This is a genomic window from Halegenticoccus tardaugens (assembly GCF_004116405.1).
Classification (GTDB): Archaea; Halobacteriota; Halobacteria; order Halobacteriales; family Haloferacaceae; genus Halegenticoccus; species Halegenticoccus tardaugens.
In genome coordinates this window covers 195717-219149 of record NZ_SDIC01000002.1, presented here as the reverse complement: position 1 = coordinate 219149, position 23433 = coordinate 195717, and the positions used below count along the sequence as shown (strand labels likewise).

Below are 23433 nucleotides of genomic sequence, written 5' to 3'. Positions count from 1 at the left end.
CCTCCTCAGACGGGTAAAATCGTTCTTCGTCTACTCAAGCGACTCGCTCACCGGACTTGATGACCACGAGGGGGTTCGCAAGGGCTTCGAGGTCTTCGAGTGGATGCTTCGGAAGAATGACTACGTTTCCGTGAGCGCCCGGCTCGAGGGTGCCTGCCCGTTCCGCTCGCGCTGCACGAGCTGCCTCACTCGTGATCGCACGTATTGCAAGCGCAGGGTCAGCGCCGAGGTTGACTAAATGTGTTACCTCTTTGGAAAGGTTCCCGTGCATACTGTCGGTACCGAGTGCTACAGGGATATCCGCGTCAAGGATGCGTTCCCAACTCTCACGAGACCGAGTGCGAGCCTCCTTAACCTTCGCCATCACCTCAGGATTGTCGGCATCACCAGCTTCGATGCCTGTGGGGTCGTAGAGGATAGTGAACGTCCCGACGGCGTGCGCATCGGCATCGGCAAGCAGTGCCACCTCATCTGCCGAGAGTGCGGCAGCGTGTTCAATCGTGTCGACACCGGCAGTGACGGCTTGGCGCATGCCGACACCGCCGTGGGCGTGAGCAGCAACGTGGACGCCCTGTCGGTGAGCCTCAGTTACGATGGTTTTCACCTCAGCGTCCGAATAAGGCACCCGGTCAAGTCCACCTGACGTTGAAGAAACACCGCCAGTTGCGAAGTACTTCACATGATGCGCCCCCGCAGCCAGGAGCTTGCGAACGCGCTTACGACAGATCTCCGGACCGTCGGTAGCCGTGATAGCGTGGCCATGACCATTCGTCGGGGTAAGGTGGCCGCCACAGGGGAGCAGCCGCGGGCTGGTCAATTCACCCATCCGCTCTAAATTCTGTAGCTGGAGATCAAGTCGGTGTTCACAGCCCATCAGTCGCATTGTAGTTGTTCCCGCCTCGAGATCACAGCGAAGATTATGTGCTGCCCGTACTGCCTGAACCGCTGGATCTGCGCGCATTTGGCCGAGTTGGTCACCCTCGCCAGGGCGGATGGACCCGTGAGAGTGAGCATCGACGAATCCAGGGAGGGCATATCCCTGGCCGTCGTAGATCAGTTCAGCCCCAGCAGGCACATTGGTACCGACATCGACAACCTCTCCTCTCTCAATACAGATGACGGTACCGTCAATGACCTCCCGATCGGGATGATACACCCCTTCCGTGCGAACACATCGCATGGGTGTGTGCCTCTGTCCCAAGGGCTTTAGTCTCGTCGGTCATCCCCACCATCATGCTCACCCCCGTGGACAGAGAAAGAGAGGTGAAGCTACGAGATCGCGTTGACCCCAATGAACTAGAGCGTCACGTGGAAGCCTTCGACGGCCTCGAACGCGTCTCTGGAACGAGCGACGAGTGGGAGGCCAGCGAATACGTTGTCGAAGTGCTTGAGGAGTACGGCTGTGACGCGGAACTCCTGGAATTTGAGAGTCTTATCAGTGTCCCAGAGGCCGCGACCGTTGACGTGACAGTCCCAACTCGGCGTACATTCGATGAGGCGATTACTACGTCATTCGGCGCGAGTACGCCACCGGCAGGCGTTTCCGGCGAAGTTGTTCGCCTTGAGACAGTGAACGAAGAGACTGTCGCCACGGCCAACTTGGAGGGGAAGATCGCCTTCATGACTGGCCTTCCCACTCCAAATCCCGTTCGGTTACTGGAGAACGCCGGTGTCACTGCAATCATTTATCAGTCTGTCAACGCCGAGCATCTCCACGAAATGATCGTGACGCCTGTGTGGGGGACACCGGCGCTGAGTGAAGCTGACGAGATTCCAGACATTCCGGTGGCGCAGGTGACCCAGTCCGCCGGTGATTGGTTGCTCGCGGCTTGCGAAGAGGGTCCTGTTGAGGCGACGGTGACAACCGAGGTTACCACCGAATTAGTAACACTCCCCTGTCCGGTCGGTCGGATCGAGGGATCCATCAGCGACCGCTACATGGTTATCGGCAACCACGTTGATTCTTGGTACGAGGGAATTACTGACAACGCGACGGCGATGGCCGCGACACTCGAAGTTGCGCGCCTCTTCGCCGATGATCCGTCCGAGCGAGGGCTTGTATTCGGCTTTTGGCCAGCTCACTCGACCGGTCGGTACGCGGGGAGCGCGTGGTGGGCCGACCAGGAATGGCTCGACCTCAGGGAAAACGGTGTCGCCTACTACCACCTTGATCTCAACGGATTGCGGGACGCTGATGGGCTCTGGCGCCAAGAGATGGCGGAACTTGCTGACGAGCACCTTGATATCCTCGAGACCGCGAGTGAGCTACCGATGCTCGATGCAGGTGATGCCGGCTTCCTCGGCTCAGATCGACCGGCACGCAACTCCGATCAATCGTTCTGGGGTGCTGGGCTCTCCTCACTTCTCTCTGGTGCCCGCATGGAGCCAGGAGAGGAAGGGGGGCCTATCGGTGGCGGTTGGTGGTGGCATACACCTGCAGACACGCGGGACAAGGTAGACATCGATGTGCTCGTTGAGGAAACACGTATTGCAGTGACGCTCGCCGCGCGTATCTGTACGTCGCCTGTGCTTCCTCATGACTTCCGCGCGACAGTGACTGATATCCGCAACCAGATTACCGCTATCGAAGAAAAGACAGAGTACATCTTTGAGGCAGTCTTTGAGGAGCTAGATGCACTTGAATCTGTGCTGAACGAGGCCTACGATCAAATCGAGGGTGTCACAGCTATCGATTCAGCAGCCGGCCGTGCGACAGAGGATCTTCAGGTCGGCCTTGGCAACGAACTTGTTCCGGCGCTGTATATGACTCGACGGGATTATGACCAAGAGCCAGCTCTCCCTCATGAACCACTGCCGGGGTTGCGGGAGGCTACCCGAGTTGAGGGAACGCGGCGAGAGAAGCGCTTCGCTCAGACGACGCTGATCCGCGAGGAGACGCGACTCCGCCACCGCCTTCGCCGAGCACGAAAGCAAACCAAGCAGTATCTTGCAAACAGCTGAATATGCGATAGGCGGCCCGCTTAGTCAGATGAGCGCAGCCCCGCCGTCCACATCGATCACAGCACCAGTGATGTAGCTCGCGCGATGAGAGCAGAGGAAGTCGATAAGGTCAGCAGCTTCCTTGGGTTGTCCAAGGCGTTTGAGCGGGACACGATCTATGAATGCTTCAATACCCTCTTCATCCCAGAGACCGGAATCTGTGGTCAAGGGTGTGTCCATCAACCCGGGGACGACGCAGTTGACCCTGACATGAGGTGCGAGTTGTTTGGCTAGCCCCTTGGTGAGACCGAAAATTCCTGCTTTTGAGGCAGAGTAATGGACGCCAGCACTTGCCGAGCCCTGTTTGCCGGCGCCCGAGGAGACGTTGACAATGGCACCCTCTCTGCGCTCATACATGCATGGCCCGACCGCGCGAACGATGTTGTACTGGCCGGTGAGGTTCACGTCAAGTACCGCTTGCCACTCGTCGGGATCGAGATCACCAATCCAGTAATATCGCGAGACTGCGGCGTTGTTGACAACAGCGACGATGTCAGCGTGGTCTTCTATCTCGTCGATAATTTCGTGGATATGGTCGTAGTCGCGGACGTCCGCGACATACCCTCTGACGCCGTCGATATCTACAGTAATCTTCTCGATAGCAGGATCAACGTCGATACCGACGACAAGATCATAGCGCTCACGGAATAGATCGACCGTAGCCCGCCCAATACCGCTTGCCGCTCCAGTTACAAGTGCTGCGTCGGTCATACTCGTCGGTGGCGGGCACTCGTATTACCAGTACTGCCTCCAAGAAGGAGCCAGAGCAAAGCTCGCTTCTATACCGACGAAATCGGTTTTCTCAAACAAACTCAGGCATTACCTCTTCGGCGAAGAGGTCTGCGCCTTCGGTTCCAGGGAAATCCACGAACTCAAGGACGATCTCTTCGAACCCGGCCTCTCGATAGCGCACTAAGTCTTCCACAATCTCAGTGGGCGTTCCAATAAGGTGATAATCGTCATCCTCGGTGTTCTCTGGTTTGAACCGAGGGACATACTCGAGGAGTTCTTGGACTTCCGCCTCAGTCTCGCGGATGATACAGCGGGAAAACCACGACTTTTGGATGGCATCGTAGTCGGTGCCGTAGCTCTCACAATGATCACGCAGGACAGCCAACTTGTGCCGGAGCATGTCGAGATCGCCCCAGTAGTTCCAGACATCGGCGTGTTTAGCAGCGATGCGGAGCGTGAACTGTTCACCCCCACCGCCGACCATAATCGGTGGATGCGGATTTTGGACCGGGTGCGGGCGACCATCGGCGCCGTCGAGTTGATAGAATTCGCCGTTGTACTCGACGGATTCCTCGGACCAGAGGCGCTTGGTCACTTCGATCGTTTCTTCGAGGCGACGCAGGCGTTCTGGGGCGGCGGGCCACTCGTACCCGAACGCCTCGGCTTCGTCTGCCTTCCATCCCGCGCCAATGCCGAATTTAAGCCGCCCTCCGGAAATGTGATCGAGTTGCGCCGCTGCCTTCGCCAAGAGCGGTCCGTGTCGGAGCTGGTCGTTGAACGTTTTTGAGTAGAGTGTTACCTCTTTGGTGACACCGGCGAATCCGGCGACCGTGGCCAATCCTTCAGTAGTGGGCCCAGCGCCGGCCATCAGGTGATCAGGGACTGCGAGCCCGTTGAAGCCCAGCCCCTCTATGTCGACCCCGAACTTCTGCTGTTTCTCCCACGAAATCGAGTCGCAGAATGCAAGCGAACTGTACTCCGAGCTTCCCACGCAGGTCGGTATGTTGACGGCGAAGTCCATGTCTGGCTTTTCACCACAACGCACATGAGTGCTTTCACCACACTAATCGACAGGCTCTGACTCCCGCCTGTCTTGACCCTGCGGAACCCCCTCCTTCTCCGATTTAGCTTTAATCGAGGGCGCTATGCTTCCTCCCTGCTCGCGGCTTCGCCGCTCGCTGAGGGAGGAAGCATAGCGCCCGCACAGTGTACTGTCACTGTATGTGGCATATTTACTATCCGCACGGTCGAATTGGGTAGTAAGATGCTCTGTCACAGTGCGTCCGGCGTTAATACGCGATAGAAGCGTGCGTCGGACGTATGGCCTGAGTGTCCAACAGGGAGGAGTGGGATACTCCGAACCCAACGTCCTCAGAAACGCGAAGCATTTCTGATGGGCTGCAAAAATCACTACGTGATTTTAGAACGCCTGCGGAGACTGGGACCGCTACGCCCGTCCGTGCGACGGGTACACGTCCTGTCGCAGAAATAGGAAGCCCGTCCTCAACAAAGGCGCGAAGCGCCGGAGGGGGGGCGGGGCAGTTCACCAACGTATTCCGTGACCTGCCGCAAACGGACACCCTTTGGCAGCCGGTATCCAATCGGTGGCCATGAGTCACGATATCATGGTGAGGCAACGATGACCGTCGAACGTGCGGACAGCTACGTTGACAACACCTTCGAGGATTTCCTCGACGATCTCGAGGAGCTTCTCGCCCAGCCGTCTATCTCCGCAACCGGGGAAGGCGTCGACGAGTGCACGGAACTGGTCACACAGCTCTGTCTCGCGTATGGGTTCGACGATGCGGTCACTGTCTCCACCGACGGGCAACCATCTGTCATCGCCCATGCCGAGGCAGTAGATCCGAATGCGCCGACGCTCCTCATCTACGGCCACTACGACGTCCAACCAGTTGATCCAGAGCAGTGGACGTCGCCGCCGTTTGAACCTACCCGACGCGCTGGGCCCGATGGCCGTGAGCGTATCTACGCCCGTGGCGCTGGAGACAACAAGGGACAGTGGTTCGCACACCTTTGTGCCGTGAAAGCATGGAGCGAGGCAGATGATATACCAGTCAACGTGATACTCTTGCTGGAAGGCGAAGAGGAAAGCGGGAGCCCCAACCTCGGCACTGTCGTCCGAGAGTATGCCGACGTTCTTGCAGCAGACCTCGCGCTCGTCGCCGACGGCCCTATCGACACTTCGGGAACACCACACGTGTTGATGGGTGCCCGTGGCATGCTCTATGTCCAAATCGACACCGAAGGGCCAAATCGTGACCTCCACTCAGGAAACTATGGCGGTCCCGTTCCAAACCCAGCGTGGGAACTCGTCCGCATACTCGCGTCGATGAAAGACGAGAATGGCCACGTCACCATCGACGGGTTCTACGACGATGTCCGTCCGATCACCGACCGTGATCGCGAAGCCCTTGACCAGATGCCATTCGACGCGGAGGCAGTAAAGGAAGACCTCAGCGTTGACCACTTCACCTTGGGTCCAGGTGAGTCCTATTTAGAACAATTGCTCTACTATCCGACGTGCAATATTGCCGGCTTCACGTCAGGATACGGCGGTGAGGGAACAAAGACGATCGTCCCGTCCAAGGCACAGGTGAAGATGGATATGCGCCTCGTCGCCGACCAAGACCCTGACGATATCTGGGAGAAGTACCGCGAGCACGTCCACGAACATGCCTCAGGGGCCGTGGATTTAGAGGTCTCTCGCCTGGGAACGATGTCCCCGCAGCGCACACCGCTTGACCACCCGGCCGCCGACTCCGTGATGGCAGCCGTCGCGAACGCTTGGGGGGCTGAGCCCATCCTCAAGCCGACACTCGGCGGATCGCTTCCGACAGCCGTCTTCGAACGCGAGCTGAACCTTCCTGTGATAACCGTCCCATACGCGAACGAGGACGAGAACAACCATTCGCCAAATGAGAACCTCGCACTTGATTGCTTCCGCAATGGTATTCGAACGACGATACGGCTGCTTGCAGAGTTTGCCGACGGCGAGCGAGAGTGATTGACCTCTTTAATCGACTGCTCCCGCGAAAAGGTGACGAGAAAACGAATCATATTCACTGGTGTTGACATCCTCCCCGCGCTAAAGCGCGAGGATTCCACCGTGGGGGTTCGGCTATGCCGAGTTCCCGGCGGTAACTTGCGGGTTCGTATGCTCCTCGTTGAGACTTTCGTGAGAGCGTGGTGACTCCGACCAAGTGTGGTCGTCCCACTTGAGGCATACGGGCCGTGCCATCGGCCGTGGTACGTCTGTTTCGTGCCGTCGAAGGAATGTCTCCGACGCCGTGAGGTCCGCGTGGCCCTCGAATCCACACGGACAGGTGAGCGTGTCCTGATGCCGAGTCGTCCGGTCGGTCGAACCGCACTGCGGACACTCTTGGCTGGTCCACGCTTCGGGGCGGACTTCGACGGTGATGCCGAACTCCTCGGCGGTACACGCCAGCCGGTCGATGAACGCGCGGAACGCCCAGAAGTTGTGCGTCTTCTGGTTCGCCCGCACCGACCAGTGCGTGTCGAGTACGTCGGTGAGGTCGCCGACGTACACGGTGGAAACGCCCTCGTCGTACAGTCGCTCGAAGAGGTCGCGGGCCAGCGCGTCCATCGCGTGGTCGCGCCGTCGCGTCCGGCGTCGGTACAGGCGTCGAATTCGCTTCGACGTGTACCGTCCCTCTTCGCGCTTCACTTTCGACTGTTGTTCCGCGATTCGCCGGGTCGTTTCGCGGAACCGTTTGAACAAGTCGCGCCCTTCGTAGAGGTACTGTTGGCCGGTTGTGGTCGTACACGCGACGATGTTGTTCGCGCCAATATCCAGAGCAGCCGTCTCGTCGGCTAATGGTGAGTCCTGTCGAGAATCGTCCGTGGTGACAGGTTGTATGGCCCTGTATTGGTCGCTCAACTCGTCGTAGTACAGTTCCAGCCGGCCTTGGTCGCCCGACCATTTCGGCTTGCCACGAACGTCGAGCGTGAGCCGTTCGCGGTAGCCCATTCCGTATTCGTCCTTGAGGTCGCTGCCGACCGTGATTTCGATGGTCGAACGGTCGCCCCAGCGGAGCGTGTACTGGTCGTTGCGAATGTACGTCCGCAACTCCCGTCCTTCTTCCTCGTTGCCCCAGTAGCCCGGCAGGCCGTTGGCTTCCCCCTTCTCTTTCAGGGCGAAGAACGACCGCCACGCTTCGGTGTTCTTGCGAATCACCTGTTGGGCGGTGGCGCTCCCGAGGACACCGACGTACTGCTTGCGGTAGTCCTCGGTGTCCCACACCGACTTGTCGATGTCGGGGTCGGTGAAGTTTTGCCGGCGCTCGTAGGTGAGTTGGTTCCATAGCGAGGCAGAGGCGTCCAATAGCCGGCGAAGCAGTTCTTCGTCGGCGTCGGAGCGCGGGACGACGGTGAAGGAGTTGACGCGCCTCATGCGGTCCACTCTCCGTCTTGCTTGTCCTTCTGCTCGCGGATGTACTGCTCGACGGCATCTTTCGAGACGCTGCCGGCAGTCCCGACGTAGTACGAGCGCGTCCACTTGATACGGTCGTCGGACCGCTCATTGTACCACCGGGCGGAAATGCCCTTCACCCAGTTGACGATGAGTGACGGGGCGTTCTTCGGCGGGCTGCCGATGAACAAGTGAACGTGGTCGGGCATGATTTCGGCTTCGACCAGTTCGAGGTCCTTGCCATCGCAGATTTCCTCGAAGATGGACCGAAGCCGGTCGGCGGTCGCACCCGTGAGGCGCTGCTCCCGGTACTTCGGGATGAACACTACGTGGTAGTAGAGTTCGTAGACAGCGTGACGGGTGCTCTTTACCATGTGTGTATACCATCGTTAGCACGGGCGGTAAGTGTTCCGGTCGAACCCCGGCAATGGCATCTCGGTGGACGGTGTGGCCGGAGTGTCCGCTCGACCCCGCCCTGAAGGGCGAGGCTTGCGCTCGAAATTCACGTCACCAATCTCGGACAAGCCCGACGTGCACGAGAACTACCACACGGTTACGTGGGAGCTTACCGGACGAGATGATGAGACCGACGTGACGCTCACCCAGGATAATAACGATACCGAGGAAGCACGGGCCCACTCCGAGGAGAACTGGGAGATGGTGCTGAGCAACCTGAAGGAGCTGCTGGAGTCGTGAGTCGTACCCCCTGACGATGGATCCGATATTCTTCGAAACCCGAGAGGCGTTCCGCGACTGGCTCGAGGAGCACCACGACACCAGGGACGAGCTGTGGGTCGGCTACTACAAGGCCGACGCGGAGCAGTCCGGCATCGGCTACGACAAGTCGGTCGAGGAGGCGATCTGCTTCGGCTGGATCGACGGCCTCATCAATGGGATCGACGACGAGACGTACAAGCGGCGGTTCACGCCACGGAAGCCCGACAGCAAGTGGTCGAAGAAGAACAAGGAACGCGTCAAGGCAATGATGGACGCCGGGAAGATGACACCTGCCGGAATGGAACTCGTCGAGGCGGCCAAGGAATCTGGAGAGTGGGAGGAGGCCTATCGGCTGGCCGACGACCACGAGATTCCGGACGAACTCGAGAGCGCCCTACGGAAGAACGACACGGCCTGGGAGCACTTCCAGGCGTTCTCGAACACGGATCAGCACGCGTTCATCGCGCTTGTCGAGGCAGCCAAGACGGCGGAGACGAAGCAGAAGCGGATCGAGCGAACCGTCGAACTCGCGGAACAGGATCTCCGGGCGTACGATGAAAACAACAAGCGGCGGCTCTGAGCACCCGACAGCGCCCGCTCCTCGATTCATCTGACCCTTCGGGTAAGAGGGTCGAGTTATTAATCGGAGCAGCGAACGACTATCACAGTTCGATTCCCATTCAACGAACGATGGTGACAGGGTTGTCAGGCGAGCAGGCCCGACTGTTCCGTTTGCGAGCGCAGAGTCTCGTGAACGATGATAACCCAGCGGCAGCCATCCCCACGGTCATCCACGACTGTGGCGGGGTACAGGCACAGGATGCCAGACAGGCTCCACTTGCTATTCGTGCACGGAGTCGTGAGGTGACGGTTGCCGACGTGGAAGCGGCCCGAATCGAGGATCGATCGGTCATCCGGACGTGGTGCATGCGCGGCACGCTCCACTATCTTACGACCGAGGATGTGTCGTGGCTTCTCCCACTGTTCGGTCCGCTGTACGTCGACCGAGGCCAGCGACGCCTCACCCAACTGGGCCTGAACGAAGACGACTGCGAGCGTGCCATGGCGGTCGTTCGGAGCGCACTCGCCGATCATGGACCACTCACGCGGGGGGAGATTGCCGAACGACTCCTCGCCGAGGGGTTCGCATTCGATCCCGACGGGCAGGCGCCGATTCACGTCGTTCGGCGGGCCTGTCTCGAGGGAATCGCGATTGAGGTCGGAGCCGCTGACGACCGGGAGCGGTACGGGCTCCTCGACGAGTGGCTGTCGCTCGATCCCGCCCCGGAGCAGATAGACGCGCTCGCCGAACTCGCACGGTGGTACGTCGCCGCTTATGAGCCTGCGACCCTGGACGACTTCTACGCGTGGTCGGGGCTATACAAGCGCGACGTTCGATCCGGATGGGAAGCGATTGAGGACGAACTGACCGAGGTAGACATCGCAGGCGAGCGGGCCTGGACGCTCTCAGCACCGGCGACAGTCGAACCGGACGACACCCCGATCGTTCGGCTCCTTCCGATGTACGACAGTTACTTTCTCGGTCACGAGGATCGCGAGCTCGTCGTCCCGGACGAGTATATCGACCGCGTCTATCCGGGAGGTGGCGTGATACGCGCTACCGTGACCGTCGACGGGCTGGCCGCTGGGACCTGGACTCTGGACCAGACGAGGCCGGTAGCAACGGTCGTGGTCGAACCGTTCGAGCCACTCGCGGAAGCCGTCGAAACTGGAATCGAAGCCGAGGTCGAGGACATCGGACGCTTCCTTGGCAGAGATGTCGAGTACCGGATCACCAAACTGACGTGAGAGGCATAATCGCACTCCGCGCAATCCGGGTCGATATCCCGCATCTACCTACTCGAGGAGTTTCGCCAATTTCCCGAGAGACGACCGACAGCCGGCTTCGTTGTCCTCGGGTCGAATCCCCTCCGGAATGTTCTCACAGCGGTAGGTGACCTTGGTTCCGTCCTCGATGTCCGCTAGCGTCACGGTGATCCGCATCTCCCCTGCGAACCTCGGCTCGTCCGATTCGAATTCGACGACCTCCACGATCCGCTCGTGGGGGACTAATTCCACGAACCGTCCTCGATGAGTATCCGTGTCCTCGGTGGTCTTCCCACCTGCTCCCCCCGGTGAAGCCCCTGTATCCTGATACGTAAGCGACATTCGGAATTCGCCACCCTCGCGTGGGTCAAAGCGATGCACGTGGCCGGTCATTCCGTCCGGCGGGAGCCACGCAGCCATCGCTTCCGGATCCAGGAACGCTCGATAGACGTCCTCTCGGGGGGCGTAAATGACCTGCGACACGGTCGTGCTCGCTCCCCCAGTCGGGACGCGTGCCTCTCTCGATCTACCCGGCATGCGCCTCCTCCAACGCGTCGATATCGATCTTCCGCATCTGGAGCATCGCCTCCGTGACCCGCCCGGCTTTCTCGGCGTCCTCGTCCTGCAGGAGTTCGGGTAACACGCTGGGAACGACCTGCCACGACACACCGTACTTGTCTTTAAGCCAGGCGCATTGGCCCTCTTCGCCATCCTCGGCCGTGAGTTCCTCCCAATAGTAGTCGACCTCCACCTGGTCCGCACAGTCGACGATGAACGAGATCGCTTCGGTGAAGTCGAAGTCGTGATCCTGGGCGCTATCCATCGCTGCGAAGTGCTGGCCACAGAGCGTGAAGTCGGCGAACATGACTGTCCCTTCCTCGTCCGGCTCCTGACCCGGCCCGTAGCGAGCGATGTCACCGACCGCCGAATCGTCGAACACCGAGGTGTAGAAGTCGATCGCTTCTTCTGCCTGGCCGCACCGCTCGCCGACGAACATGAGTGACGGGACGATCTTCCGTTCCGAGATGTAGTCGGCGTGGATCACCTGCCATGACACGCCGAACTCGTCGGTGGTCCATCCGTACCGGTCGCTGAACGGGTACGAGTCGAGGGGCATGAGTTCCTCGCCGCCCTCGGACAGTTCCGACCAGAGTTCATCCACCTCGTCCGTCGTGGGACAGTTGACGACGAATGAGATGGCGGGCGTGAACTGGAACTGGGGACCGCCGTTGAGCGCGACGAACGACTGCCCCTCTAGTTCGAACTCCACGGTCATGACGCTGTCTTCCGGCTGCCCCGAGGCGGCTGTCGACGCCGCGTCGTATCGGGTGCTATCTCCGATCCGCGCGTCGTCGAAGATATTGGTGTACCGTTCCACTGCGTCTCCTGCGTTGCCGTCGAACCAGAGGTTCGGAGTGATCTTTTGCATGCGATCACGCCCCATCTAACGCGATCGACATCGGCTCGGGCCGTTCGGCGTTCAGTTCGTTTCTCGGACGGTTGCAACGCTCTGTCGTATCGAGCGGCGCTTCCGGAGTCGCGCGCCACCGATCGCGGCCGGGAACTTCCAGCGGTTTCGTGTCGTGAATCGTCATGGGTAGTGTCTTCCTTCGGTGTTGGTACGCTCAGTCACTGACTTCGTGCACGTAGGATCGTATCGACCGGATCTTCGCGTCCCTCGCGTGGCTGGTGAATCCGTAGACGTCACAGAACGCGTGGGTCGCTCCGTCCGCCATCTTCAACTCGCCGTCGACCGCAGCAGCTGTGCCGTGCGTGATGACGTCGTGAATGGTCAACTCCGATACGTCCGCATCCTGCATTCGCTTCAGTGCGTCGGCAACGCCGTCTCTCCCGCGAATCTCCTCGTCGCCGACGGTGGTCCACTTGACATCGTCGGCCACGGTGTCAAGGATGAACTCGGCATCATTCTCGGCGAAGGCGATGTTCAGGTCCCGGAGCACCCGCTTCTTCGGGGCGTTTCCGCACTCCTCGCTGACGTTGATCGTCGTCATTGGGTCGTTACACTTCTCCTGTCGTGGAATACTCCGTCTCCGAGTGTGTCTTCTGGCGCTCTATCTCGTCCTGGGCCTCTTTCCAGGCAGGATAGGCGTGCTCGATCTTCTCGCGACCGGCGGTGGTCAGTTTCAATCGGCGCACCCTCGCATCGTCCGATTCGGCGTCGGTGACCCACCCCTCGTCTTCGAGGCGATCCGCGCTACGCGTGAGCGACGTCCGCTCTAGGCCAAGGATGTCGGCGAGTTCTCCGAGCTGCGTCGGGCCCCTGACTCCGAGTACAGCCAAGACGGAGAACTGTGTCGACTGGAGCCCGTGCGGACGGAGCTTCTCGTCGTAGAGCCGCGTGATTTCCCGTGCGTGTTTGCGCGCAGCGAGACAGTGACAGTTCCTAGTGGCGGAGAGATCCACGGCACTAGAACGCTGTACGTGTATATACACGTATCTGTCCGCTTCGCTCGGCACTTCCACCGTCAGCTCTCCCCGGATGCCTACTCGATGTAGGTCGTGTCGATGTTGACTGGCGCAAAGCATGTGTGTCTGATTCCCCGGTCACGAAAGCCGATTCAGGAGGCATCCTGGGCGTCAATTGGCAACGTTCTCACAGCTATCTAGATCTGCGAAGCCCACGAGCGAGGAGTTCTCGTTCCGTGGAACTTTTGGCTTATGAGTAATCTATCCCAGGATTGGTTTCAGACGTGATCTTACGGCTGGACTCGGTCCTCAGGTTGAGCGATATAAATCCATCGTCAGTGAATCACCACTTAACGTGTAAGGAAGAGGGACGACGTCGTTCAGCTGGTGGTCCTAACGAGCTGAGCAATGCGTGAACGAGTGTGATCGCTACCAGCGCTACTCAACATGGACCAACCCTGTGAGCTGTGATTACAGAGATTCGAGGAGAAAGCCCACGACTGTAGTCGTGGGTGACTATCACGAACCGTATATGTCCCCACATCAACCTAATCGATCTCCTGCTCTTTTGTTCTGTGAAAGTCGTTCCGATGAGCAACACGCTTTTACATCTGTACGTACAACGTACGTACAGCATGAGCACGAAGCGGATCAACTTCCGGCTTCCCGAGGAGTTACTGACGCACGCGGACATCGCTGCAGAAGTCACACACAAGAATCGAACAGAGGTCCTCATCGAGGCGCTTCGTCAGTATCTCGAAGAGAAGGGGTCAGAGGAGAGCTTCCGAGAAGCGGTTGTCGACCTCTATCTCAGCGATCAGATCGAATTCAAAGCGCTCACCGACATTATCGGGCGACAAGACGCTGAAGCTGTCCGTGCGTCAAAACAGGTACTCGACCGAGGTGAAGAGCTAGCGGATAAACTCGCGGATCTCTAATGCTCGTTGTCGACACGAGTGCGTTCATCTCGCTCGCGGTCGGTGACGTTCTCGAATTGACGCTTGAGGAATTCGTCATCGTGACGACCCACACGGTCATCGACGAACTCGAACAGACAGCTGACTACGATGACCCCCATGGACGAGGCGCATCTACCGCACTCGCTCTCGTGGACAAAGCCGAGCTCATCGAGACCGACGGCCAAGATCTCGTAACTAGCCGTATCGATGTGGGCGAGGCAAGCTGTGTTGTCGCCGTTCAAGAAGTCGGAGCTGCATTCCTCATCACCGACGACTACCGCGCGCTTCCAGAACTCCGGCACCTCATCGACGCAGAAGTCGCACTGTCTCCTATTGTGCTTCGCGCGTTGGTCAAACGAAATGTACTCAGCGAGGAAGAAGCGACAACCGCACTCCGCACGATTGCTGACCGAAGAGATTGGCTCGGTGCGCCTATCTATCGGTACGCCCGCCAGCTGTTCGACTGAGTGACGTCTCACTCCGAGAACGGGCACGAAACGCTTCCTAAAGCGTGAGTTAGCTGAATTGAGGCGCTAAGCCTCCTTCCTCAGCGAGCGCCGACCGAACGGGAGGCGCGAGCAGGGAGGGGATACAGCGCGCACAAGAGCGAAGCGGTCGGTTTCGCGGATCACACATGGTGTGATGAGCGAGGAAGAGCGTACAGGGGATCTCTCACAGCTCAACGAGAGGTGAGAAAGACAGCGCCTGTACAGGTCGCTTAAGTGGCTGCCCGCACTCAGTCGACACTCGGCGAGGGAAACTGAAGATACCGCCTCAGTCTGCACCGGAGGCGGCTCTGTCCCCGTCCGATAGGTACGACTGGATGGTCGCATCGAGGTCCGTCCGTCGGAGAACAGTGTAGATGCCGAACCCGGTCGGCAGTCCGATCAAAAGCGAAATGTTCAGTAGGGGGAGACTCACCACGGCCCCCACGAGGACGCTGATGATGGCCGTTACAGAGTAACCGTTGACGAACCAGAATTTCGATTCCCGGTCCGTCCGATAGAGAGCGTCGATATCGGTATCTCGGTTCCTGATGATCCAGTAGTCCGCGAGAAGCACGCCGAGCGCAGGGCCGAGAAATGCCGCGTAGGTGTTGATGAAGGCATAGAAGATATCGCTCGTGAACAGTACCCATGGGAACGAGACGACAGAGAGTGCGCTCGTAAGAACGACGCCCTGTCTCCAACTCAGTCCGAGAGAATCCTGAAACACGTGTGTCGGAGGGAGAATGTTCAATGTCAGATTGGTCGATATCTGGGCGCCGAGAATGAAGAGGAGCATCAGACTACCCATGAGAGGATTCGGAGCGACGATCATGATCGCGTCTACCGGATTCGGATTTCCGGTCGAAACTCCGAACACGAGTCCGACGACCAACATGAACAGCATCGGCGGCGCGATACCGAAGAGATGACCGAACACCTGATTTCGACTGCTACCTGGATTCTTCAGGTGCCGACTGAGGTCGGAGGCGTTTAGCGCACCCGTCACGACGAACCCGACGGTTGCGGTGATGGTGGCAAAGAATTGCATACCCCATGATCCAGGATAGTTGATCACTTCCGCCGGGATCGTCTGCGTGGTCAGAACCGCGTATATCGTATACCCGAGCAAAATCGTGAGGACGCCGGCGGCTAAGGAATCGAACCACTTTATCGAGGTTACCCCGTTCAGGGCTAACAGGAGATTAAGGAGGAGAAACAGGACAAAGTACACCCAGACATTCCCGAACCCCCAGAGTGTACTGGTAATGCTCTCAAGAGCGAGAGCTCCGATCCAATTTCCGATTCCGAGCCATCCGATGGCCGGGATGATACGCAGATAATTGGGGATGATGGAGCCTTTGGTTCCGAACGCCGATCGGGTTTGAACCACGAAAGGGATTCCTTTTTCATATCCCGGGAATCCATTCGCGATGAACCCTACAGTCACGATTAGGGAACCGATTCCGATCGCGATTCCCGCCTGCAGTAGGTTGAGAGTCCCGTGTGGATACACTGCGAAGAACGCAACAGCGAACGCCTGGACGATGATGAGAGACGACCACCATACCGGAATGTAGTGGAGAAGTCCCATGGTCCGTTCGTCCTTTGAGATCGGTTCTAAGCCTTCAAGTTCGGTGCTATCACTCATAGCTCAGTCCTCCATGACATGAGACAACAATCAACGTGTTTCGGACCTCGCTTAATTCTTTTGGAGAGTTGAACCGATTTGTAGAAACTCGGTAGAGAAAGAAGTGCAAGGAAAAAAGAAATCCAAACGGGGGATGGTCGTTAGGGTATTCGATAGTACGACTCGCTTCACTGGTGTACGAGGATTTTCTACAGAACTCAAGGCAGAGTGCCCCGAGGCTTGACCTCGGGGGTGAATGCCGACATGGGTAATGCACGTTCAACCGTCTCTCACGGCACAGTTGGGCGAGTTAAAGACCTTACCTGAACGCAGGCGCTAAGGCCCCTTCCTCAACTAGCGACCGCAGGGAGCGAGTAGGGAGAGGATACAGCGCCGTCATCATCTTTCATCAATGCGATACTGCCGGCCCGCAGGCCCACGCTACCGGTAGCTTTATGTTTCTACCTCGTGTAAACATCGGTAATGGATCGATACGAGATCGAAGGGCGCGAAGTCCACGAAGGCGAGGTCAAACCCACCGGGAACGGTGCTCACGTCCTCGTTCCGAAGCGGTGGCGAGGTGCCACCGTCAAGGTCGTTCGCGTCACCGATCCATCCAAAGACGAGTAGACTATGCGCTACAACTACAGGTATCGACTCAAACCGACCGACGAACTTCACGAGCGGTTAGCGTGGACCGTCGATACCTGCCGGCAAGTCTACAACCACTTCCTTCACCGGCTCAACCGAGTAGACGGAACGTCCGCCTACTCCGAACAGTCGCTTCTCCCCGACCTCAAACGCGAGTGGTCCGAGCTGAAGGACGTTCACTCGAAGGTGCTTCAGAAAGTCGTTCAACGGTTGTACGACAACCTCTCAACTCTGAAGGGGCGGAAGGACAACGGCTACCGCGTCGGCGAACTCCGGTAGAAGGCCCCGCAGGAATATCGCTCGATCACGTACAGTCAAACCGGCTTCAAGCTCAACAACACGAGCGGTCGGCCTGTACTCTCTCTTTCCAAAATCGGCGACATTCCGATGATCTCCCACCGCGAGGTTCCCGCCGACGCGACGATCAAAGAGGTCGTCGTCAAACAGGAGCCGACGGGCGAGTGGTTCGCTGTTCTCGGGATCGAAACCGAGAACGGAGCACCACCGAAGCCCGAGAATCCCGAGAAGTGCGTCGGGATCGACGTAGGTATCCTGAAGTACGCTCACGACAGCGACGGAACCGCCGTCGAAGGTCCCGACCTAACTGACGAACGCGAGCGGTTGGAACGCGCGCAACGCGACCTCTCGCGGAAGGATCACGGCTCGGCGAACTACGAGAAGCAACAGCGCGTAGTAGCCCGTCGCCATGCCGACCTGAAGCGAAAGCGTCGGGACTTCCTGCACAAACTCTCGAACTACTACGCTCGGGAGTACGACCTCGTAGCGGTCGAAGATCTCGACGCCAAAGGTCTGATGGAACTCCCGTCCAACAGTCGGAACCGTGCGGGAGCGGCGTGGGGAACGTTCCTTCGTATGCTCGAATACAAATGCGACCGCGAAGGCACGCACTTCGTCGCGGTCAATCCACGCGGAACGACGAAAGAGTGTTCGAAGTGCGGCGTCGAAACCGAGAAGCCGCTGTGGGTGCGCGAACACTCGTGTCCCTCGTGCGGATTCGAAGCGGACAGGGACCTCAACGCGGCGTACAACATCCTTTCACGCGGATTCGATCAAGTAGGGGTGGTTCACCCCGATTCAATGCCTGCGGAGACTGCGCTCCCTCCGGGAACCGTTGCGGTTCCTGCAGAGCGCGTCTTGGAAACAGGAAGCCCCGTCCTCAGCGAGGCCGTCAGGCCGAGCAGGGCGGGGTAGTTCACTTCGTCGCAACTGCATGCAGTTGCGGAGGAATGCGGCACCTCTCAACACCTTGCTACGGCCGGTGAGACGGGTGGTGTCGGGCGGGGTGGAGCCGCCGACCCTCATGGACGTATCGGGCGTTCGGGTGGTAATTCGAAGGCGACCCGAAAGGGAAGCCCGAGGGGAATTACATTCACCTGCGGTGGCGATGCGGGCCAAAACGGTGACGCCTCGGGGCTTGTCCCCGAGGTACTTCACCCTGTGATCGGGACGGTTGATAGCCACCTCAGTATTTTACGGCGAAATAGGTGACCTTCTACGATATACACCCTACCTCGTCGAACTATGAATATGATCCGATTGGAAGAAAGTTTTTTAGTATATTATTCATAAATAGTGAGCAATGCCGATAGAGATAGACAGAGAACGATTTGTAGCTACGATGAATGAGCAAGCGGAAATCGGGGCTACGGATGGTGGCGGCCTGCACCGGCTTGCCCTCTCTGACGAAGACAAGCAGATCCGTGACTGGTTCGCGACCCAGATGAAGAGCGAAGGGCTCGAGATCACCGTCGACGAGTTCGGCAACATGTTTGGGTACAGAGAGGGAACCGATCCCGACGCCGATACCGTCCTCGTGGGTTCGCACCTGGATTCCCAGCCTTACGGCGGGATCTACGACGGTGCGATGGGCGTCGTCGCAGCGCTCGAACTGGTCCGAACGCTAAACGACGAAGGTATCGAAACGGAACGTCCGGTTGAGATCGTCAACTGGACGAACGAGGAGGGCTCACGATTTCAGCCTGCTATGCAGGGATCCGGCGTATGGGCGGGCTCACACGATATCGACAAGGAACATGCTAAGACTGACGCGAACGGAGATATCTTCGAGGAGGAACTCGAGCGGATCGGCTACAAGGGCGAGACGTCAGCGGAACCTCAAAGAGGGTATGACTCGTATCTAGAACTCCACATCGAACAGGGTCCGTACTTGGAGGAGAACGACACAGATGTGGGTATCGTCACGGGTATCGTGGGTTTCACGTGGGGTGCGATCACCTTCCACGGTGAAGCCGACCACTCCGGTCCGACCCCGATGCACTACCGGAGTGACGCACTCGTGGCGGCCGCCGACGTCATTTCCCAGATCCGACGGATTCCGGGCACCCTAGGTGAACGCACTGTCGGAACTACAGGCTACATCGACGCTCAACCTAACTCTATCAACACCATCCCTGAGGAAGTGACGTTTACTTGGGGTTTTCGAGATCCTGACACCGACGTGATTGAGGAGGCGCGGACCCGAATCCTTGCTGAGGCCGAATGGGCCGCCGAACGCGAGGGGGTCGACTGGGACTATGAAGACCGTATGTGGGCCGATCCCGTTCACTTCGCAGATAGATGCGTCGACGCCGTAGCGCGCGCGGCGGAGCAGCTCAACTACAATGGTATGCGGATCTTCAGTGGTGCTGGTCACGACGCAACGCACACGCACAAGGTAATGGACACCGGGATGGTGTTCTCCGTCTCGGAGAATGGAAAAAGTCACACCGAGGAGGAATACACGAGCTGGTCGGACTGTTACGCGGCGGCGAACACGCTCGCGAACGCGGCTTTCGAACTCACAACGGAGCCATAACTCATGAAAGCCAATTTCGATCGCGAATTCACGCGGGCCGGTATCTGGAACTGGGAGAAACCGCACGTCGAAGATGAGGTGAGACACGCCCAATACGCGGAAGAGGCGGGTCTCGACTCAGTGTGGCAAGGCGAATCGCGACTAGTCCGGGACGCTATGACCCTGATGGGCGCGTACACGCAGGTGACCGACGAGATAGATATCGCTCCGGGTGTTACGAACTGTTACACGCGGAACGTGGCGCTGATGGCCCAGACGTTCTCGACGCTTCACGAGCTTTCGGGTGGGCGGATGAAACTCGGTATCGGCGCGTGGTGGGACCCGCTGGCCTCGAAAGTCGGGATCGACCGCGAACGGCCACTCCGGCGGATGTGGGAGTACTGTACCGTGACCAAGCGCCTGCTCAACCTCGAGAACGTCACTTACGAGGGTAATACGCTCCGTGTCGAGGACATCGAACTGGATCTCGTCCGCTCCAACGCCGAACCGCGCGACGTACCAATATACGTCGGAGCGACCGGCGAGACGATGCACAAACTCACCGGCGAACTCGTTGGAAGCGGTATCGCCGGGGGGATATTCATGAACTATCTTATCCCTCCCGAGCACAACCTCAGAGGTCTGGAGAAACTGAAAGAGGGAGTCGAGAAGCAGGACGGATCTTTGGAAGACGTCGACCGGCCACAGCTCATCGCAGTGTCGATGGACGAGGATGTCGATTATGCTATCGACCAAGCGCGCAACCTCGCCACGCAGTATATCGGCCAGCAACCGCATATCACGAAGGCGTGCGGCATTGATGACGAGCAGGCGGAGAAGGTCAAGGCAGAGCTGGGCGGTTGGCCGGCCACCGCTGCCGACATCAAACAGGCCTCCAAGTACGTCAGCGACGACATTGTCACTAATATCGTCGCAGCGGGGACCCGCGATGACGTGATCGAACGCGTTCGGGACTACTGTGCGGCCGGCTGTACCGAACCGGTGGTCTATCCGCTGACGGACAACATGGAGGACGTTGTCGACGCGCTGGCCGAGGCCAAAGCCGAGACGTAGTCGTCGAATCGTCTTCGAACATCCTCCAGCAGAACGCCCTTGGGGTAGAACACATGGTAGATCTGCCACTATATAGTGAACTTTTTACTTAATCGAGATTCTCCATAGGATCGTGCCAATCGATACCATCATCACTAATGGGACGATAGTGACGGCGACAGAGACCTTCGAGGCCGACGTTGCGGTCGACGAGGGAGAGATAGTCGGCGTCGGCGTGCCATCGTCGATGCCCGACGCCGACGAGCATATTGACGCGTCCGGACTTCTGGTTATGCCTGGCGTCATCGACCCGCACGTCCACGTCGACGACATGTTCTCCATCGATACGCACGAGACAGCCTCGGCGGCGGCGGCGCTCGGGGGCGTGACCTCGTACATCGACTTCGCGTGGCAAGCGTGGGAAGGCGACCTCTCAATCTTCTCCGAGGAGGGGACGCTGATGGAGGGCATCAAACGTAAACGAGACAAGGCCGAGGACGCCTACGTCGATTACAGCTTCCATGGGGCCATTACCCGGGAGGATCCTGCGGTCCTGGACGAGCTTTCGGACGCGATCAAGGCCGGCGTTCCCTCGTTCAAGATGTTCACGGCCTACGAACACGGGCTCTCGAACGGGTTCATGCACCAGGTGATAGAGGAGATAGCCGACCTTGACGCAGTCGGCGTCTACCACACGGAAGATTCCTCGGTCACCGACATGCTCACCGAACGGTTCAAGAAAGAAGGTCGAGGTGATCCGACGGATTACCCACAATCTCGCCCGGACTACGCCGAGGCGATGGCGGCCGAGGATGCCGTTCGGATGGCCCAGGAGACGGGGGCGAAGTACTACGGCATCCACACATCGTGTCGGAAGTCGGCAGAGGTAATAAAGAGCTTCCGTGAGGACGGCTCGGAGATCCGTGCCGAGACGTGTACCCACTATACGACGCTTACAGACGACGTGTTCGAGGAACTCGGAAACCTCCCAATGATAGCGCCACCCATTCGGAAGCAGGACGACGTTGAGGCGATGTTCACGCACCTGTCAGACGGCACGCTCGACGTGGTGTCGACAGATCACTGCGGCTACAAGCGCGAGTCGAAAGAGGTAGAGAACTGGTGGGACTCCACGTTCGGCGCAAATGCACTACAGGTGTCGCTGCCGGTGTTCCACGACGAGGCAGTGAACGAACGGGGATTCTCGTATCCCTTCCTCGTACGCGTCATGAGTCGGAACCCGGCGCACATTTTCGGCATGCCGAACAAGGGCACTCTCGACCCCGGTACCGACGCTGACATTGTCCTGTTTGACCCCGATGAGAGGTACACCATCACCGCCGAAGACAACGCGTCGAATGCCGACTTCTCGATCTACGAGGGCCGAGAGGTCACGGGACGCGTAAAAAAGACGTTCGTTCGCGGCCAACTTGTGGCCGACGACGGAAAGATCGTCGCCGATGCTGGCCACGGCGAGTTCATCAACCGCGAGCGTCCCGACTGGGACGTCTAACACCGTCGACGGGAGGGAATGAGATAGTAGGAGGTGTGGTCACACGCAACTCGCACTGAGAAAGCCGAAGTCACCTCGAAATACCGCTCACGGCAACGGGAAAGGTGACCGATCACGAGTAGTGATAGTCTCCCACGACTACAGTCGTGGGCTTCCTCGTTCCACGACAGGACTGTCACCGCAACAGGCGGCAACGCGGTCTCAGTCTCTAGAGGCGTTCGGGTCGGGTCGGTTCTACTCATCCCTCCCGTGCCATGCAAACTGTTGGCATAAAACGTAACAATGTCGGATTCATCTCACGACGACAGTCGTGGGCTTTCTCCTCGAATCTCTGTAACGGCCACGGTCTCTATACCTCTGCTTTGGTTGGGTTTTACGTTTTAGGAACGCCAGCAAGTCTCCGTCCGACTGTAATCGAGTTCGAGTTCTTAAGTCCTCAGAGATCATCTAGTTCTACTCGTTCTAATACGGTCGGATTATCCGATGATTGTCACTGGAGTCCATGCTCGACGGATGACGGTCTCGGCAACGCTTCCGAGGAGCGCACGATCGATTCCTGAGCGGCCGTGGCTGCCCATAACGATCTGATCGATGTCATGGTCGTCAGCATAGTCGAGGATCACTCGTGCAGGTCTGCCGACTTCCGTGACCGTATCGAGGTCGATCCCGTGTTCTGCCGCGAAGTCTACGGCCGTCGTTTGGATGTTTGCTGCTCGTTCCTGGGCCTTCTCGTGCCAGTCTTCAGCGACTGGCAAGCCACCAGCCTCGACGTCGATAACCGAGTCGAGCGGATTGATGACGTAGATCGTCGTGATAGTCGCATCCGGGAACGTCTCGAGAGCGTACGTCAGTGCACGCTTGGAAAGCGGAGACCCGTCAAAAGCGACCAGAACGTCGGTAGGCATGGTAAATGTTAACTACCTTGGGGTCAAGCCTCGAGGCATACAAGTGAACTCCTACTATGCTGCACTTACGCGGAGGCGTTGAAATCGCCGGTCGCGTTCACCGTTCCTGACTTCAGGGTCAGTGACTGGTGGCCTTTCCAGAACCATACTTGAGCCAGTTCTGGACAAGACGCCACGCCACGTTCCACGCAGCGTTGTAAGCTGCGTGCAACTCCGTTCCGTACTTCAGACACTCGAATTCGTCCTCCCCGTCACGACTCAAAATGATT

22 protein-coding genes and 1 pseudogene are annotated in these 23433 nt (G+C 58.6%); 12 read left to right on the top strand and 11 right to left on the bottom strand.

The genetic code is table 11. The annotated features are described in order from the left end of the window. Positions 1–34 precede the first annotated feature (34 nt). Positions 35–1180, bottom strand: coding sequence for an amidohydrolase family protein (locus tag C3L37_RS05335; protein ID WP_129113598.1), 1146 nt, complete (start codon positions 1178–1180; stop codon positions 35–37). Between the two features lie 53 nt (positions 1181–1233). Between C3L37_RS05335 and C3L37_RS05330 the strand changes: the two genes are divergently transcribed. Continuing rightward, on the top strand, positions 1234–2961 hold the full coding sequence (locus C3L37_RS05330) for a M28 family peptidase (RefSeq protein WP_129113597.1): 1728 nt from the start codon (positions 1234–1236) through the stop codon (positions 2959–2961). Positions 2962–2985: 24 nt separating this feature from the next. On the opposite strand, the gene C3L37_RS05325 is transcribed toward C3L37_RS05330, so the two are convergent. Next, a complete protein-coding gene (locus C3L37_RS05325; RefSeq protein WP_129113596.1) occupies positions 2986–3711 on the bottom strand; it encodes an SDR family NAD(P)-dependent oxidoreductase in 726 nt (241 codons plus the stop codon). Between the two features lie 91 nt (positions 3712–3802). After that, positions 3803–4753: an LLM class flavin-dependent oxidoreductase gene (locus C3L37_RS05320; RefSeq protein WP_129113595.1), complete on the bottom strand. Its 951-nt coding sequence runs from the start codon at positions 4751–4753 to the stop codon at positions 3803–3805. A 618-nt stretch (positions 4754–5371) separates the two neighbouring features. On the opposite strand from C3L37_RS05320, the gene C3L37_RS05310 reads away from it, so the two are divergent. Next, entirely contained in the window at positions 5372–6757 is a 1386-nt protein-coding gene (locus C3L37_RS05310) for a M20/M25/M40 family metallo-hydrolase (RefSeq protein ID WP_129113593.1), read from the top strand. 114 nt (positions 6758–6871) lie between these two features. Here C3L37_RS05310 and C3L37_RS05305 read toward each other — a convergent pair whose 3' ends face one another. Beyond that, a complete protein-coding gene (locus C3L37_RS05305) occupies positions 6872–8164 on the bottom strand; it encodes an RNA-guided endonuclease InsQ/TnpB family protein (RefSeq protein WP_129113592.1) in 1293 nt (430 codons plus the stop codon). After that, positions 8161–8556 carry an IS200/IS605 family transposase gene (gene tnpA, locus C3L37_RS05300; RefSeq protein WP_129113591.1) on the bottom strand — a complete coding sequence of 132 codons (396 nt, stop codon included), beginning with the start codon at positions 8554–8556 and terminating at the stop codon, positions 8161–8163. The genes C3L37_RS05305 and tnpA overlap by 4 nt, the downstream gene beginning before the upstream one ends. Positions 8557–8587: 31 nt before the next feature. On the opposite strand from tnpA, the gene C3L37_RS05295 reads away from it, so the two are divergent. From C3L37_RS05295 to C3L37_RS05285, 3 genes are all read left to right on the top strand, one after another. Next, positions 8588–8878, top strand: a complete 291-nt coding sequence (locus C3L37_RS05295; protein WP_129113590.1) for an SRPBCC family protein — start codon at positions 8588–8590, stop codon at positions 8876–8878. Positions 8879–8894: 16 nt separating this feature from the next. Further along, entirely contained in the window at positions 8895–9479 is a 585-nt protein-coding gene (locus C3L37_RS05290; RefSeq protein WP_129113589.1) for a YdeI/OmpD-associated family protein, read from the top strand. A 110-nt stretch (positions 9480–9589) separates the two neighbouring features. After that, positions 9590–10708: a winged helix DNA-binding domain-containing protein gene (locus tag C3L37_RS05285; RefSeq protein WP_129113588.1), complete on the top strand. Its 1119-nt coding sequence runs from the start codon at positions 9590–9592 to the stop codon at positions 10706–10708. A 48-nt stretch (positions 10709–10756) separates the two neighbouring features. Here C3L37_RS05285 and C3L37_RS05280 read toward each other — a convergent pair whose 3' ends face one another. The 4 genes from C3L37_RS05280 to C3L37_RS05265 form a co-directional block, all read right to left on the bottom strand. Beyond that, a complete protein-coding gene (locus C3L37_RS05280; RefSeq protein WP_129113587.1) occupies positions 10757–11263 on the bottom strand; it encodes an SRPBCC family protein in 507 nt (168 codons plus the stop codon). Next, positions 11253–12155, bottom strand: coding sequence for a VOC family protein (locus C3L37_RS05275; protein ID WP_129113586.1), 903 nt, complete (start codon positions 12153–12155; stop codon positions 11253–11255). The genes C3L37_RS05280 and C3L37_RS05275 overlap by 11 nt, the downstream gene beginning before the upstream one ends. Positions 12156–12351: 196 nt before the next feature. Further along, on the bottom strand, positions 12352–12738 hold the full coding sequence (locus C3L37_RS05270; protein WP_129113585.1) for a nuclear transport factor 2 family protein: 387 nt from the start codon (positions 12736–12738) through the stop codon (positions 12352–12354). 7 nt (positions 12739–12745) lie between these two features. Further along, the gene (locus C3L37_RS05265; protein WP_164974672.1) at positions 12746–13150 is read right to left on the bottom strand and encodes a MarR family winged helix-turn-helix transcriptional regulator; all 405 of its coding nucleotides are present in this window, start codon (positions 13148–13150) and stop codon (positions 12746–12748) included. Positions 13151–13788: 638 nt separating this feature from the next. Between C3L37_RS05265 and C3L37_RS05260 the strand changes: the two genes are divergently transcribed. Beyond that, positions 13789–14091 carry a CopG family transcriptional regulator gene (locus C3L37_RS05260; RefSeq protein ID WP_129113583.1) on the top strand — a complete coding sequence of 101 codons (303 nt, stop codon included), beginning with the start codon at positions 13789–13791 and terminating at the stop codon, positions 14089–14091. Then, on the top strand, positions 14091–14579 hold the full coding sequence (locus C3L37_RS05255; RefSeq protein WP_129113582.1) for a hypothetical protein: 489 nt from the start codon (positions 14091–14093) through the stop codon (positions 14577–14579). The genes C3L37_RS05260 and C3L37_RS05255 overlap by 1 nt, the downstream gene beginning before the upstream one ends. A 307-nt stretch (positions 14580–14886) precedes the next feature. On the opposite strand, the gene C3L37_RS05250 is transcribed toward C3L37_RS05255, so the two are convergent. After that, positions 14887–16248 carry a cytosine permease gene (locus C3L37_RS05250; RefSeq protein ID WP_129113581.1) on the bottom strand — a complete coding sequence of 454 codons (1362 nt, stop codon included), beginning with the start codon at positions 16246–16248 and terminating at the stop codon, positions 14887–14889. Positions 16249–16710: 462 nt separating this feature from the next. On the opposite strand from C3L37_RS05250, the gene C3L37_RS05245 reads away from it, so the two are divergent. The 5 genes and pseudogenes from C3L37_RS05245 to C3L37_RS05225 all read left to right on the top strand — a co-directional run bounded on the left by C3L37_RS05245 (position 16711) and on the right by C3L37_RS05225 (position 22259). Continuing rightward, positions 16711–16857: a DUF2080 family transposase-associated protein gene (locus C3L37_RS05245; protein WP_129113580.1), complete on the top strand. Its 147-nt coding sequence runs from the start codon at positions 16711–16713 to the stop codon at positions 16855–16857. Between the two features lie 3 nt (positions 16858–16860). Next, positions 16861–18090: pseudogene (locus tag C3L37_RS05240) on the top strand (RNA-guided endonuclease InsQ/TnpB family protein). Between the two features lie 388 nt (positions 18091–18478). Next, positions 18479–19714: a Zn-dependent hydrolase gene (locus tag C3L37_RS05235; protein ID WP_129113579.1), complete on the top strand. Its 1236-nt coding sequence runs from the start codon at positions 18479–18481 to the stop codon at positions 19712–19714. 3 nt (positions 19715–19717) lie between these two features. After that, the gene (locus tag C3L37_RS05230; RefSeq protein WP_129113578.1) at positions 19718–20767 is read left to right on the top strand and encodes an LLM class flavin-dependent oxidoreductase; all 1050 of its coding nucleotides are present in this window, start codon (positions 19718–19720) and stop codon (positions 20765–20767) included. 112 nt (positions 20768–20879) lie between these two features. Then, positions 20880–22259 carry a dihydroorotase gene (locus tag C3L37_RS05225; protein WP_129113577.1) on the top strand — a complete coding sequence of 460 codons (1380 nt, stop codon included), beginning with the start codon at positions 20880–20882 and terminating at the stop codon, positions 22257–22259. Between the two features lie 476 nt (positions 22260–22735). On the opposite strand, the gene C3L37_RS05220 is transcribed toward C3L37_RS05225, so the two are convergent. After that, positions 22736–23164, bottom strand: coding sequence for a universal stress protein (locus tag C3L37_RS05220; protein ID WP_129113576.1), 429 nt, complete (start codon positions 23162–23164; stop codon positions 22736–22738). Positions 23165–23433: the final 269 nt, after the last annotated feature.

What these genes read in the sequence shown, in the direction of transcription:
- C3L37_RS05310 (WP_129113593.1), top strand. Translation starts at nt 5,372, where the DNA reads ATGACCGTCGAACGTGCGGACAGCTACGTTGACAACACCTTCGAGGAT.
- C3L37_RS05305 (WP_129113592.1), bottom strand. Translation starts at nt 8,164, where the DNA reads ATGAGGCGCGTCAACTCCTTCACCGTCGTCCCGCGCTCCGACGCCGAC.
- tnpA (WP_129113591.1), bottom strand. Translation starts at nt 8,556, where the DNA reads ATGGTAAAGAGCACCCGTCACGCTGTCTACGAACTCTACTACCACGTA.
- C3L37_RS05245 (WP_129113580.1), top strand. Translation starts at nt 16,711, where the DNA reads ATGGATCGATACGAGATCGAAGGGCGCGAAGTCCACGAAGGCGAGGTC.
- C3L37_RS05285 (WP_129113588.1), top strand. Translation starts at nt 9,590, where the DNA reads ATGGTGACAGGGTTGTCAGGCGAGCAGGCCCGACTGTTCCGTTTGCGA.
- C3L37_RS05280 (WP_129113587.1), bottom strand. Translation starts at nt 11,263, where the DNA reads ATGCCGGGTAGATCGAGAGAGGCACGCGTCCCGACTGGGGGAGCGAGC.
- C3L37_RS05330 (WP_129113597.1), top strand. Translation starts at nt 1,234, where the DNA reads ATGCTCACCCCCGTGGACAGAGAAAGAGAGGTGAAGCTACGAGATCGC.
- C3L37_RS05235 (WP_129113579.1), top strand. Translation starts at nt 18,479, where the DNA reads ATGCCGATAGAGATAGACAGAGAACGATTTGTAGCTACGATGAATGAG.
- C3L37_RS05335 (WP_129113598.1), bottom strand. Translation starts at nt 1,180, where the DNA reads ATGCGATGTGTTCGCACGGAAGGGGTGTATCATCCCGATCGGGAGGTC.
- C3L37_RS05250 (WP_129113581.1), bottom strand. Translation starts at nt 16,248, where the DNA reads ATGAGTGATAGCACCGAACTTGAAGGCTTAGAACCGATCTCAAAGGAC.
- C3L37_RS05270 (WP_129113585.1), bottom strand. Translation starts at nt 12,738, where the DNA reads ATGACGACGATCAACGTCAGCGAGGAGTGCGGAAACGCCCCGAAGAAG.
- C3L37_RS05320 (WP_129113595.1), bottom strand. Translation starts at nt 4,753, where the DNA reads ATGGACTTCGCCGTCAACATACCGACCTGCGTGGGAAGCTCGGAGTAC.
- C3L37_RS05290 (WP_129113589.1), top strand. Translation starts at nt 8,895, where the DNA reads ATGGATCCGATATTCTTCGAAACCCGAGAGGCGTTCCGCGACTGGCTC.
- C3L37_RS05255 (WP_129113582.1), top strand. Translation starts at nt 14,091, where the DNA reads ATGCTCGTTGTCGACACGAGTGCGTTCATCTCGCTCGCGGTCGGTGAC.
- C3L37_RS05230 (WP_129113578.1), top strand. Translation starts at nt 19,718, where the DNA reads ATGAAAGCCAATTTCGATCGCGAATTCACGCGGGCCGGTATCTGGAAC.
- C3L37_RS05325 (WP_129113596.1), bottom strand. Translation starts at nt 3,711, where the DNA reads ATGACCGACGCAGCACTTGTAACTGGAGCGGCAAGCGGTATTGGGCGG.
- C3L37_RS05220 (WP_129113576.1), bottom strand. Translation starts at nt 23,164, where the DNA reads ATGCCTACCGACGTTCTGGTCGCTTTTGACGGGTCTCCGCTTTCCAAG.
- C3L37_RS05260 (WP_129113583.1), top strand. Translation starts at nt 13,789, where the DNA reads ATGAGCACGAAGCGGATCAACTTCCGGCTTCCCGAGGAGTTACTGACG.
- C3L37_RS05275 (WP_129113586.1), bottom strand. Translation starts at nt 12,155, where the DNA reads ATGCAAAAGATCACTCCGAACCTCTGGTTCGACGGCAACGCAGGAGAC.